The 12,027-nt window shown below is 52.9% G+C and carries 10 protein-coding genes and 1 riboswitch; of the genes, 3 read left to right on the plus strand and 7 right to left on the minus strand.

Annotation, left to right across the window (positions count from 1 at the left end; all coding sequences use genetic code 11):
• Positions 1 to 141: 141 nt before the first annotated feature.
• Positions 142 to 1,464, minus strand: a complete 1,323-nt coding sequence (locus RIC19_RS11290; protein WP_350178425.1) for an O-acetylhomoserine aminocarboxypropyltransferase/cysteine synthase family protein — start codon at positions 1,462 to 1,464, stop codon at positions 142 to 144.
• A 228-nt stretch (positions 1,465 to 1,692) separates the two neighbouring features.
• A riboswitch (SAM riboswitch) is annotated at positions 1,693 to 1,811 on the minus strand.
• 382 nt (positions 1,812 to 2,193) lie between these two features.
• Here RIC19_RS11290 and RIC19_RS11295 point away from each other — a divergent pair.
• Positions 2,194 to 2,667, plus strand: a complete 474-nt coding sequence (locus tag RIC19_RS11295) for a hypothetical protein (RefSeq protein WP_350178426.1) — start codon at positions 2,194 to 2,196, stop codon at positions 2,665 to 2,667.
• Positions 2,657 to 3,211, plus strand: a complete 555-nt coding sequence (locus tag RIC19_RS11300) for a helix-turn-helix transcriptional regulator (protein WP_350178427.1) — start codon at positions 2,657 to 2,659, stop codon at positions 3,209 to 3,211. The genes RIC19_RS11295 and RIC19_RS11300 overlap by 11 nt, the downstream gene beginning before the upstream one ends.
• Here RIC19_RS11300 and RIC19_RS11305 read toward each other — a convergent pair.
• The 4 genes from RIC19_RS11305 to RIC19_RS11320 form a co-directional block, all read right to left on the minus strand.
• Positions 3,208 to 4,314 (minus strand): glycosyltransferase, encoded by a 1,107-nt coding sequence (locus RIC19_RS11305; protein WP_350178428.1) that lies wholly within the window; start codon positions 4,312 to 4,314, stop codon positions 3,208 to 3,210. The two genes, RIC19_RS11300 and RIC19_RS11305, sit on opposite strands and share 4 nt — an antisense overlap.
• Positions 4,302 to 6,209 (minus strand): RecQ family ATP-dependent DNA helicase, encoded by a 1,908-nt coding sequence (locus RIC19_RS11310; RefSeq protein WP_350178429.1) that lies wholly within the window; start codon positions 6,207 to 6,209, stop codon positions 4,302 to 4,304. Before RIC19_RS11310 ends, RIC19_RS11305 begins: the two co-directional genes overlap by 13 nt.
• Positions 6,210 to 6,620: 411 nt before the next feature.
• Complete coding sequence (locus RIC19_RS11315) at positions 6,621 to 7,502, minus strand: T9SS type A sorting domain-containing protein (protein ID WP_350178430.1); 882 nt, start codon at positions 7,500 to 7,502, stop codon at positions 6,621 to 6,623.
• Between the two features lie 943 nt (positions 7,503 to 8,445).
• Positions 8,446 to 9,204 carry a phytanoyl-CoA dioxygenase family protein gene (locus RIC19_RS11320; protein ID WP_350178431.1) on the minus strand — a complete coding sequence of 253 codons (759 nt, stop codon included), beginning with the start codon at positions 9,202 to 9,204 and terminating at the stop codon, positions 8,446 to 8,448.
• Between the two features lie 121 nt (positions 9,205 to 9,325).
• On the opposite strand from RIC19_RS11320, the gene RIC19_RS11325 reads away from it, so the two are divergent.
• Positions 9,326 to 10,192: an AraC family transcriptional regulator gene (locus RIC19_RS11325; RefSeq protein WP_350178432.1), complete on the plus strand. Its 867-nt coding sequence runs from the start codon at positions 9,326 to 9,328 to the stop codon at positions 10,190 to 10,192.
• 70 nt (positions 10,193 to 10,262) lie between these two features.
• Here RIC19_RS11325 and leuB read toward each other — a convergent pair whose 3' ends face one another.
• Together leuB and leuD are read right to left on the minus strand one after the other, a co-directional pair.
• Entirely contained in the window at positions 10,263 to 11,399 is a 1,137-nt protein-coding gene (leuB, locus tag RIC19_RS11330; RefSeq protein WP_350178433.1) for a 3-isopropylmalate dehydrogenase, read from the minus strand.
• A gap of 26 nt (positions 11,400 to 11,425) precedes the next feature.
• Complete coding sequence (gene leuD, locus RIC19_RS11335) at positions 11,426 to 12,025, minus strand: 3-isopropylmalate dehydratase small subunit (RefSeq protein WP_350178434.1); 600 nt, start codon at positions 12,023 to 12,025, stop codon at positions 11,426 to 11,428.
• Between the last annotated feature and the right edge of the window lie 2 nt (positions 12,026 to 12,027).

Genomic DNA, 12,027 nt, shown 5'->3' on the forward strand with positions numbered 1-12,027 from the left:
TGAGCTTAGCGGGCTAAGTGAAGGTTTAATTTCGACGTCAGGTTCTTAAATCCTTGAAAATAAGGAAGCATCAACCCTTTTATTTTCTTTCATTCGGGATATTCGTTTTTTACCCAATGAAATTTCCCAACAAGCTCTAAATTAGGCCAGCACCGGGTCGCCTGCTTCGATTTTGGCGAAAGCCTGCTCGAAATCGCCCCGGATATCGTCAATGTGCTCAATGCCCACCGAAACGCGCAGCAGGTTGGGCAGTACGCCCGCAGCCAGTTGCGCTTTCTCGCTCAGCTGTTGGTGCGTCGTGGCAGAGGGCTGAATGATGAGCGTCTTGGCATCACCCACATTGGCCAGGTGGCTGACCAGCTTAAGGCTGTCCACAAACTTCGTTGCATTCTCCTTGCTGCCTTTGATGGTGAAGGACAGGACCCCGCCAAAGCCATGCTGCAGGTACTTCTTCGCATTTGCATGAGAAGGGCTGCTCTCCAGGCCAGCGTAGTTGACATGGTCTACCTTGGGGTGCTTTTCCAGCCATTGGGCCAGCTCCAGAGCGTTGTCTACCGTACGCTGTACGCGGAGGCTAAGCGTTTCCAGGCCTTGCAGGATGAGGAAAGCATTGAAAGGGCTTAGCGCCGGGCCGTAGTCACGCAGCCCTTCTACCCGCGCGCGGATAGCAAAAGCGATATTGCCAAAGGGCCCGTCGACACCAAATACATCTCCAAAAACGAGGCCCTGGTAGCCTTCACTGGGCTCAGAAAACTGTGGGTACTTACCGTTGCTCCAGTTGTAGTTGCCGCCGTCCACGATCACACCGCCAATGCTTGTGCCGTGCCCGCCAATCCACTTGGTCGCTGACTGCACCACGATGTTCGCCCCATGGTCAAGGGGGCGGAAGATATAACCGCAAGCGCCAAAGGTATTGTCCACCACGAGTGGGATGTCATACTTCTTCGCTACCGCCGCAATGCCCTCAAAGTCAGGTACATTGAAGCTCGGGTTGCCAATGGCCTCTACGTATAGCGCTTTGGTATTGTCATCGATCAGCTTTTCGTAAGCTTCCGGCGATTCGTCTGCCACAAAGCGGGCCTCAATTCCCAGGCGCTTGAAGTTGACCTTGAATTGATTGTAGGTGCCGCCGTAGAGGTTGGCGCTGGAAACGAGGTTGTCGCCGGTCTCCAGAATGTTGGACAAGGCGATGAACTGCGCAGCCTGCCCGGAGGCTACCGCAACCGCAGCTACGCCTCCTTCGAGGGCAGCGATGCGCTTCTCCATCACATCCACCGTGGGGTTCATAATGCGGGAATAGATATTGCCGAACTCCTTGAGCGCAAACAAGTTGGCTCCGTGCTCAGAGTCTTTAAACGTATAGGACGTGGTCTGATAAATCGGTACCGCGCGGGAGCGGGTGGTACCTTCTACTTCTTCCTGCCCAGCGTGAAGCTGAAGCGTTTCATAACGATAGTCTGACATGGCTAATGCAAATTTTTATAGCGTAATGGAATAGTTCGAAACCCAATAGATAAAGATAGCCCTGACTGCCGGGAGGGCAGTACAGCAATAGCGGTTCATCCTGTTCAGAGCGGCAGGATCAACAACAACACATACAACAGCGCATCATCGGACACACGGATGCAGGGTTCAGTACAGTAGCAGGTAGTAATGTGGAAATGCGAAATGAATTGGACATTGGATACTCTGATTTTATTTTTCCAATCGCTGCTCACAGCAGCATTTTTTGGCGGGAATTGGCACCTTTCACTTTCGTGCGGTTGCCAGGGTTTCACTGAGCCCGATCTCTACACCCTTCTTTATAAAATCGCTTCCAAACAGAGGGCTTGTCCTCTTAGAAGAGATTGTTAGGTACAAAACTATATAAAATTTTGGTACGATGCCAGTGTTTTTTGAAGCCCACCGTCTAATCAGCTCATTATCAGCGATAAAAAATAAAATAAAGTCTATGGGTTTTGTGGGTTTTACTTTAGCGCTGATATATTTATATTTAGGGTTGGGTGTTGATGTCGTATAGGAGGGTGATCCGGCTGTCTGTAGGGTCTGTCATAAAAATAGGGCTGCAATAAAGGTTGAGAACTTAAAAAAATACTGGATGGGGGGCAACTTGCGCGAGCTGTCTTTGCATGGGTATTAATAACAGTTATCAATTAAGTTGATCTTTTACATCAATTTTCTTATTTTTAAGCCATGAAGGTGCTTCGAAAATCATCTGGACAGCTCATAGAGGTAAGAATAGAACCTATAGGAGAAAAAGATTGGAGAGATATCCAGAAAAACGATGCATTCCACTTTGACTGGAATCTCGAAAAGCGCCATGAAACCTATAAAATCAGACTGGATTCAGATGAAGAGATACTTGGTTTAATTTCATTTAAAGACATTCCGGGAGAGTTTAGAATCCACATTTGTTTGATTGAAGTGAACCGCAGAGACGTGGGAAGGAAGAAAAGATACGATTACCTGGCTGGTTGTCTGCTTGCCTTTGCTTGTGAACAGTCTTTCAAAAGGGATTATGAAGGATATGTTTCTTTGCGGTCAAAAACAGAGTTAATCGGACATTATGTGTCCAAATACGGCTTCCGGCAATTAGGAAAAAACTTGTTTGTTGAACTGGCAGACGCTGAGCGTTTAATTAATGAATATCTAAATAATGGAAGATAAACAAAAAGAATACTACAAAAGCCTGTATGAAAAGCTTTTAAGCGAGTATACCAGGGAAGAGCTGGTAGAAGCTTTTGTGTTTCCTTCTGATCTCAATGCTGAAGATGAAGAAGAAGCGGAACGGCAACTGAAAGAAGACAGGTTAAAGAGATTGGCAGACAGGACTCCTGAGGAACGTGTACTTTCGGGTATACTTCGGATAAAATACCAGATGAAGGAGTACATAGACCAAGCTCAGTTTGATCAAAGTAAAACGGTGGTCTATTTTTTAAACGAGTATTTGAAGGCAACAAACAAGAAACAAAAAGAATTGGCCGCAGATATAGGTCTGCATGTCGCCCGATTGAGTAGAATAATAAACGGAAAAGAACGATTGAGTTTACCAATTGCCTATCGCCTGGAAGCTCATTCCGGGGACCTGATACCTGCGATCATGTGGTGGAAAGTCGTTCAAAAAGAAGTGGAACAGGAAATCAGGACCGACGAAGAAAAAAGGAAAGAAGAGAAAAAAAAGGTGGTCAACGTGGGATATCAAAGGGCTTAAAATGCCCCCTTCACCACCGACCGGTAAACTTCCAACAATCGCTCCTCCTCCCGTTCCCAGGTCAATTCCACTGCAGCGGTCCTGCAGGTTTCCCGGAGCTGTTTGTACAAGGCCTCGTCCTGCAGCAGCCGGTTAAGGGTGGCAGCGAGTACATCAGGGGCCAGCTTGTCGAGCAGCAAAAAGCCAGGGTGTACCCTGTGCAACGCCTCATATTCCGGAAATGCCATGTGGATAGCGGGCACGCCTGCCTGTAGATAGTCAAAAGCTTTATTGGCGAGGGAGTAGTAGTAGCTCAGCCCCCGGTTTTCCAGTAGATTGAGCCCGATGTAGGCTTTGGGCGTGATGCCGCGCAGTTCCTCCGGTTGCAAATAGCCCAGAAAGCGCACCTTGTCCTCCAGCCCCAGTGCCTGCACCTGCTCTCTGAGCGCCTGCGAACGGTCGCCTTCTCCGGCCAGCCAGAGGACGGTATTGTCCACCTGTTGCATGGCAGCGATAGCGGTTTCCAGTCCCCGGCCTTCGTTCAGTGCACCCTGATAGAGGATGATGCGGGGATGCGGTTTAGGCGCGTCCGGGAATTCCGCCCGCGCGAAAGGCACATTGCGGACCACGGCAAAGGGCGTTCCATAGCGTTCCTCAAAAATACGGGCTAGCTCGGGCCCCACGGTGTAGGCATAGCGTAGGCGCGGGATAGTCAGGCGGGCCACAGCCGACCAAATCCGCTGCACCATCGGGCGGCCCACCACCTCGGGCACTTCCGTAAAGTATTCATGCGCATCGTACACACAGGGCTTGCCCTTCAGGCGGCACCAGAAAAAGGCCGGCAGGATGGTATCCAGGTCCACTGCGCACACTGCATCAAAGCCTTGCCGGGCCAGCCACCACCAAAGCCGGAGGTTGTACTCCAGGTAAAACAGCTTGCCGGCATCAAAACGGCACCGCAGCCGCACTTGCGCAAACGGGCGCTCCGTAAGCGGCACCGAGCCTGGCCGCTGCCGCCCCACAAGCGTCACTGCATACCCCGCCCGGCTCAGGCTCGTGCAGATCCGGATCATACGCTGATCGTAGGTCAGGTCGTTGGTGACGGTGCAAATCAGGCGTTCCAATGCAGTCGGTCTTCGGTTTGGTCAATAAAGCCTTCGTCCAGAAGGTATTCCAATGCTTTGAGCACCTGCTCCTCGCGCCGGGGCGGAAAGGACTCCATCAGGGCTTTCAGGCTCAGGGGCTCGCGCCTCAGCAGTTGCTCAATTTTGGTTTTGTACTTTTCGTAATCTTCGGTGCTGAGCTCGGCTTTGGTACGGCCGGTGCAGACATCGCAGATGCCACACTTCTCACTGTCGGTTTCCCCAAAGTAGGCGAGCAGTTGACGGGAGCGGCACACGGGCGTCTCGGCGTAGGTGATGGCCTGCTGAATGCGCTCGTACTGCCGGTTTTTTCGAAAATTATGCAGTTGATGATCAATGTGGAGGTTGTCGGCATCCACCCGCTCTTTCAGGAAGAGGACCTGCGGCATGTCCTTTTGCTCCTGATAGTCCACAACTTCATCCTGATGAAGCTTGCGGAGCATTTGCTGCAGCTGATCGCGGGTGATATTGAGAAAGTTGGCCAGCTGCCCCTCCCGCAGTTTGATGGGGTATTGAAAGGCACCCTGATAGGTACGTAGGATGACCTTCAGTAGCTTATCCAGCTTTGGGTGCCGCAGCTGATAGTCGTACAGGACCTCCTTACCTACGATGATTTGCAGGCGGGAAGGGATGAAGACCGCTTCCGTCAGGGCAATCCAGCCCGATTGCTCCAGGATGCGCAGGGCACTATAGGTGATGAAAATATTGAGCTGGAAATTCTGCGTGAAGGTCACGATATCAAAGTCGAAGCTCTCGCCCTCTCCGCTGCCCACCGCGAGTTGGAAATAGCTGCCAAGTGCCCGGTACACCCGCCGCACCTCCTCTAATGGCGGAAAGGCTTGTTCGAACTGCTTGAGCAGGCGCTGTCCGTCCTGCGTTTGGTAGAGGAGCACTGCGTATGCTTTTTCCCCGTCCCGCCCTGCCCGGCCTGCTTCCTGAAAGTAAGCTTCCAGGCTGTCCGGGAGTTCCAGGTGGGCAACCGCCCGCACATCCGGTTTGTCGATGCCCATGCCAAAGGCGTTGGTGCAGGCCATGACCCGGCACTTCCCGCTCATCCAGGCTTCCTGCTTTTGGCTCCGCTCCTCGCTTGATAGTCCGGCGTGGTAGTAGTCGGCTGAGATGCCGTGGCGGCGCAAGAGCATAGCGGCTTCCTTGGTCTTCCGGCGGTTGCGCACGTAGACGATGCCTGAGCCCTTTACCCGCTTGAAGATATCGATCAGCTTTTGGTCTTTGCCTTCTTCGTAGAGGATGGAGTAGGACAAATTGGAGCGGTTGAAGCTTTTTTGCAGCACGTTGGGCTCCGGGAATTCCAGCTTCTCCTGAATGTCGCGTACTACCTCCGGGGTAGCGGTGGCGGTGAGGGCCAGCACAGGCACTTTTTCCGGCAGCAATTCCCGGATACTGGCAATATCCAGGTAAGGCGGCCGGAAGTCGTACCCCCACTGCGAGATACAGTGCGCTTCATCCACCGCCAGGAGATTGACGGGCATACGGCTGATGCGCACCCGGGCGAGCTCGGTGGTCAGGCGTTCCGGGGAGAGGTAGAGGAACTTGGTCTTGCCGTAGACACAGTTGTCCAGGATCCGGTCGATATCGCTTTTGCGCATGCCTGAGTAGATGGCTTCCGCCAAAATGCCCCGCTTGCGCAGGTTTTCCACCTGATCTTTCATCAGCGCGATGAGGGGGGAGACCACAATGCAGATGCCTTCCCGTGCCAGCGCGGGCACCTGAAAGCAGATGGACTTGCCCCCACCGGTGGGTAGCAGGGCTAGCGTATCTTTCCCATCAAGGACCGACTGTATGATGTCTTCCTGCAGGGGGCGGAAGCTGTCGTACCCCCAGTATTGCTGCAATATCTCGATGGGTGCGGTACTCAATCGTGCGCTGTTTTGGTGTGGCGGGAAATTACGAACTCGCGGTGGATATACAAAGGGGATGTTCTCACCGGGTGCACTAATCTTGGGCCTTACCGAGGCTTTCACCCGGTGTGCTTTGCTTGGGCGAGTACCCCCGGCGAAAGTAGTGCGCCGGGGGACGTTCTCACCTGGTGCACTAATCCTTGGCGTTACCGAGGCATTCACCCGGTGAGTTTTGCTCGGGCGAGTACCCCCGGCGAAAGTAGTGCGCCGGGGGATGTTCTCACCGGGTGCACTAATCTTGGGCCTTACCGAGGCTTTCACCCGGTGTGCTTTGCTTGGGCGAGTACCCCCGGCGAAAGTAGTGCGCCGGGGGATGCCCTAACTGCAAAGTTTTATAACTGAGAAATTTCGTAATGCCTTTCAGCAGTATCATTGCTTCACAAACTTCGTCCGCCCTACCGCTCCGTCTTCAAAGATAACAGTGACTGCATATAATCCCTTCGAAAGCTCCCGCACAGATAGAGGTTGACCACCCTGCAGCACAGTCTCTGCAACCGCTCGCCCATCCAGGTTAAAAATGGCCACCCGGTCCACTGCCTGTCTGCCTCTGTGTAAAAAATGAACTTCATCGGTTGCCGGGTTGGGGAAACAAATGATCGCTTCCTCGGGTACCATTACCTCTTCGGAATGGGTCAGCATACAATCGCCTAACTGCCACTCCACCATTTCGTCCTGATGGAAGCAGTTCAATTCTACCCAGATGTCGAAGGAAAAGGTATATATAGGGTTCATTGGCGACGATGCACTCCCCACGCCTTCAATCCAGTAGGTGGTGCGGTTAGGGGATAGGGCATCTGCCATTTCCAGCCTTTTTCGCCTTTCCCCGGAAATAAGGGTCACCGAATCTATGGACAAGACCTCCAGTTCCACGCTGTTATTGGAATCGTCAATGAGGAACAGGTCGTCTACTTCCAGATTGAAGTCATAGATGGCAAATTCTTCTGAATTGTCATCCATTTTCATGAAAACAACACCGCCTTCCTCCCGGTAGTACGCTCCTACCTCAAAGACAGGTTCGGGATCATTGGTTCGCAGCTCATAGTAAACCGTTGCGTCGATGGTGAGGGTGTCTTCAAACCAGTAGCTTTTTGTATCGCAATCGATTTCCCCGTTAAAAAAAGAGACAGAGCAGTCATCAATAAACCATTTATTGGAGGGGCTGACGAATGCCTGCCCCATCACCTGATTAGGGGCGATAAGTACAAAAAGAAGCAGGGTCAATAGGGAATAGGCGTATTTTGTCTTTTTCATGCTCTATGTTTAATTGAAATGTTGGAGATGCGACAATATTAAGTTAGCTCATGCCGTGCAGGATTCCTAAATATGCCCTGCGGCAGAAGGTAAGGTAAACTGCAAAACGATTTTTTTAGTGTGCCAGCACCCAAACCTGTCGGTCTAGCATCTGGCAAGGTCTTGGATCAAGCTCCACACCAGCTGAGTATTGCTCTCGTCAGGGAGCTTTCCTCCCAGTCTTTACCGGAATCCGGCAGGTTCTTTCTATGTATAAGCTGGGGCAGAGCGCCCGGAAAGATCCTGGACTAAGCTCTACACCAACAAGACCTTGAAGAGCTCGGGCAGCGCACAAAGGAAGCACCTTGCTCAGCAGATTGCATTTGTCAGGTCAGAGCACCCCCGGCAAAGGAATTGTAGCGGGGGCGTTCTCACCGGGTGCACTACTCTTGGGCGTTGACGAGGCTTTCACCCGGTGCGCTCATGATTGTCTATGACTGATCTGCGTAATGGAATAAACAAGTACCCCCGGCGAAGGGACCGACTTCGTTGGAAAACTATGTCGGACAGTGCGTGCGCCGGGGGATATTTCAACCTACCGTAAGGTAACCATTTTTGGGTCGCTAAACGATGATTGGGCAGGTGAAGGATATAAAAGTAGCGTAAGTTATGTGAACTGGAATGATAGGTTGTGCTTTCTCCCGGGATTCGGTGGAGTTTTCCAGATGAAGCTGGGGCAGAGCTCCTGGAAAGGTCCTGGATTAAGCGCTACGCCAGCAAGCCCAGGTTTCTTGCCGGGTCCCGGTTTCTACCGGGATCCGGCAGGTTTTCCAAGGGGAAGCTGGGGCAGAGCTCATTGAAATGCCCAGGCTTAAGCCTACTCCAGCAAGGTCCGGGCTTCCTGTTGGGGTTCGGTTTTTACCGGGATCCGGCAGGTTTTCCATAACTTTTTGAGTAACCCGGCTTACGACCTGTCACCCCGGTAAACCAACGGATTCCCCGCCACATTCTCCCCCCGGGCGTGGTAGATACGGAACCCCTGATTCCGCTCCAACTGATCATCGAACTTCATGTCGAGGGCAAAGTAGCGCATGGTGTAGCCGGTGCGGCGCTTCGGGCTGTTATTGGGCCCTGCCCCGTGGATAATCCGGGCATCGTGGAGGGAACAGGTGCCGCGTTTGAGCTCAAACCAAACGGCGTCCTCCTCGTTGAAGCTGCCCTGCCGGATTTCCGTGCCGAAGGTGTTGGCAGCAGTGTCAACGGCTTCGTAGTCCGAAAAGCCGTGGGTGTGCGTACCTGGGATGACGCCCATGCAGCCATTCTCCAAGGTGGAATCATCAATAGCCAGCCATACGGTCACGATCTTGTCGAGGCGATCAAACTTGCCATTCCAGTAGGCACTGTCTTCGTGCCAGGGCGTACGGCGACCCTTGAAGGGGGCTTTGCAGATAAAATGGCTGGTAAACAGCCCGATATTGGGGCCAATGAGGTCTTCTACGAGATCCAGTACTTCCGGGGCAAGCAAAAAGTCGAAGAGCCGTTCGTCCCGGAAGTGGGGCGTATCCAGCTCGTCGGATAGTTTGTCGCCTTTCTGAGCGAGGTGTTCTTCGAAAATACCGGTGAGGGCATTAAGTTTTTCGGGGCTGAAAAGCTGCCGGTGGTGGAGGTGGTAGCCGTTGTCGTGGTAAGCGGCCCGCTCTTGTTCGGTGAGTACGTTGAGCATGGTGTTTTTTATGCAAAGATGGAGCTGTGAAGCCTTCGGCGCTACCACAATACTTCAAAAAGTAGTACTATATTGAACTCAAGGTTTATATTGTCCTTAGTATGCTTAATTTTGTATAGCTATGGGTGTGTATTTAGAAAAAGTACCGCTACAGGAAGGGGAAGTATGCGTCATGCGGGAGCTGCGGGTGCCCTATATGGATTACCCTTTCCATTGCCACCCGGAGTACGAGCTGATTTGGGTAAAACGCGGGCACGGCAAGCGGCTCGTAGGCGATCATATTGGCAGTTTCCGGGACGGAGACCTGGTGCTGATCGGGCCTCATCTCCCGCATCAGTGGCAAAATGCGGCGGTCTACAGAGCAGGGGAACGTACCACGCATGCCTTCGTACTCCATTTCCGGCTTAGCTACCTGCAGCGATTCCTGGACATCGAAGGGCATGAGCCGGTCCGGATGCTGCTCCGGGACGCAGAGCAGGGGGTGTTTTTTCCCGAAGGCTCTTCTGAAACCCTCGAATCTGCATTCAGGGCATTATCGCAGCCTCCAAGCCTGGACAAAACGCTGACCCTCCTGAAACTGCTGGCACGGCTGGCTCAAATGAGCGGGCGCACTCCTCTGGCCAGCACCGGCTATACCGCTGGCCTCAAACCCGCCGGAGCGGACAGCATCAACCTGGTCTTTCAGTATCTCATGGAAAATTATCAGGAAGAAGTATCGATCGAATCAGCAGCCGCACTGCTTTCCCTAAGCAAATCTGCTTTTTGCCATTACTTCAAAAAGAAAACGAGCAAGCGCTTTTCGGTATTCGTCAACGAATTGCGCATCGGCAGCGCCTGTCGGCAATTGATCGGCACAGACAAACGAATTGCCACCATAGCCTTTGAGAATGGCTTTAGGAATCTGTCCTATTTCAACCGGCAATTCAAAGCAGTCAAAGGGCTTTCGCCTTCTGCTTTCCGGGCGAAATACCGGGAGGCGATGAATTAACGGAGTCCCCAAAAAAAGACGAGCCTACCCAACGGGCAGGCTCCTCCGGGAAATCTCAAATCGTTAACTTTTAAATAATGGTTGACATCTGCTGATTGGCCTTGTCCTCCCGCACCAGGATTTCCTCCTCCGGGTCCGCCACGAGGTGGGCGATGAGGTCGCCAATCTTACTGCAACCATAAACAATATTCGGTTTAAGCTCGGGCGTGCCGATGCCTTTTTCCAATACGTACTGTACCGTGGTGCGGATACTCTTTGCAGCCTCGTTCATGCCGAGAGATTCTACCAGCATCGCAGCGGAAAGGATGGCCGCCATCGGATTGGCAATGTCCTGCCCCGCTGCCTGCGGGAAGGAACCGTGGATGGGCTCAAACATGGAAGTGTGCACGCCTACCGAAGCCGAGGGTAACAAGCCCATAGAACCTGCCAAAACGCTCGCCTCATCACTGAGGATGTCCCCAAACATATTGCTGGTCAGGATGACATCAAACTGACTGGGGTACTGAATCAGCTGCATGGCGGCATTGTCCACAAACATGAAGTCCAGCTCCACCTCCGGGTACTCAGGGGCAATCGCCTGTACCGCCCGCCGCCACAAGCGGGAGGTCTCGAGCACATTGGCCTTGTCCACTAGCGTGACTTTCCGGCGGCGCAGCATCGCCTGCTCAAAGGCCAGGCGGGTGATGCGGTCAATCTCGTCTACCTGATAGGAACAGGTGTCGTAGGCGGACTGCCCGTCCTCGGCAGTGTTTTTCTCTCCAAAGTAAATACCTCCTGTGAGCTCCCGGAAAATCACCATATCGGTACCCTTGATGCGGTCTTCCCGCAAAGGGGAGAGGTGCAGGAGCTTTTCATAGGTGGTGACCGGGCGGATATTGGCGTACAGCCCCAGCGACTTCCGCAGTTGGAGCAGCCCCTGTTCCGGGCGTACCTTGGCGGAAGGGTCATTATCATACTTGGGGTGGCCGATGGCGCCGAAGAACACGGCATCGGCATTGAGGCAGGCTTCCAGCGTCTCCTCCGGCAGCGGGCTGCCGTGGCGGTCGATGGCAATGGCCCCGACGTCGGCATGGCAGTATTCAAAATGCTGATCGAAACGCTCGGCTACCGCATCCATCACTTTGATGGCTTGTTCGGTGACCTCCGGGCCGATGCCGTCACCGGGCATGAGGGCGATTTTTGTTTTGGGTGTGTTGGATAAGTTCATGGTCTTTAACGATTTGAGTTAGTAGCTTATACGGCAGCAGCCTGTCGTTGTTGCTCGTAGGTTTCAATTTTGTCTTTAATGCTGAGCAGGAAGTCGATGTCGTCCTGCCCGTTCAGCAGGCAGTGCTTTTTGTAGGCATCGATTTCGAAACCGGTGGACTGTCCCGTTGCATCAATGGTAAACTTTTGCTGCTCCAGGTCGATGGTGAAGGTCGCCTGCGGGTCTTGCTCAATGGCAGAGAAGATATCGTGCAGGAAGTCTTCGCTCACCTGTACCGGCAGCAGGCCATTATTCAGTGCATTGCCCCGAAAAATATCCGCAAAAAAGCTGGAAACCACCGCCCGGAAACCGTAGTCGTACAATGCCCAGGCTGCATGTTCCCGGCTTGAGCCACAACCGAAGTTGCGCCCGGCCACCATGATTTTTCCATCGTAGGCGGGATTGTTGAGCACAAAATCAGGCTTGGGCGTGTCGTCGTTCTGATAGCGCCAGTCGCGGAAGAGATTATCGCCAAAGCCTTCCCGCGTGGTCGCCTTCAGAAAGCGGGCGGGAATGATCTGATCGGTATCCACCTCCTCAATGGGCAGGGGTACAGCGCTGCTATGTAAGGTTTGGAATTTTTCCATGT

The organism is Phaeodactylibacter sp. (genome assembly GCF_040219495.1).
In the GTDB taxonomy this organism is placed as follows: domain Bacteria; phylum Bacteroidota; class Bacteroidia; order Chitinophagales; family Saprospiraceae; genus Phaeodactylibacter.

Coding starts and splice junctions, on each gene's coding strand:
- RIC19_RS11290 (WP_350178425.1), bottom strand. CDS start 1,464: ATGTCAGACTATCGTTATGAAACGCTTCAGCTTCACGCTGGGCAGGAA.
- RIC19_RS11295 (WP_350178426.1), top strand. CDS start 2,194: ATGAAGGTGCTTCGAAAATCATCTGGACAGCTCATAGAGGTAAGAATA.
- RIC19_RS11300 (WP_350178427.1), top strand. CDS start 2,657: ATGGAAGATAAACAAAAAGAATACTACAAAAGCCTGTATGAAAAGCTT.
- RIC19_RS11315 (WP_350178430.1), bottom strand. CDS start 7,502: ATGAAAAAGACAAAATACGCCTATTCCCTATTGACCCTGCTTCTTTTT.
- RIC19_RS11320 (WP_350178431.1), bottom strand. CDS start 9,204: ATGCTCAACGTACTCACCGAACAAGAGCGGGCCGCTTACCACGACAAC.
- RIC19_RS11325 (WP_350178432.1), top strand. CDS start 9,326: ATGGGTGTGTATTTAGAAAAAGTACCGCTACAGGAAGGGGAAGTATGC.
- leuB (WP_350178433.1), bottom strand. CDS start 11,399: ATGAACTTATCCAACACACCCAAAACAAAAATCGCCCTCATGCCCGGT.
- leuD (WP_350178434.1), bottom strand. CDS start 12,025: ATGGAAAAATTCCAAACCTTACATAGCAGCGCTGTACCCCTGCCCATT.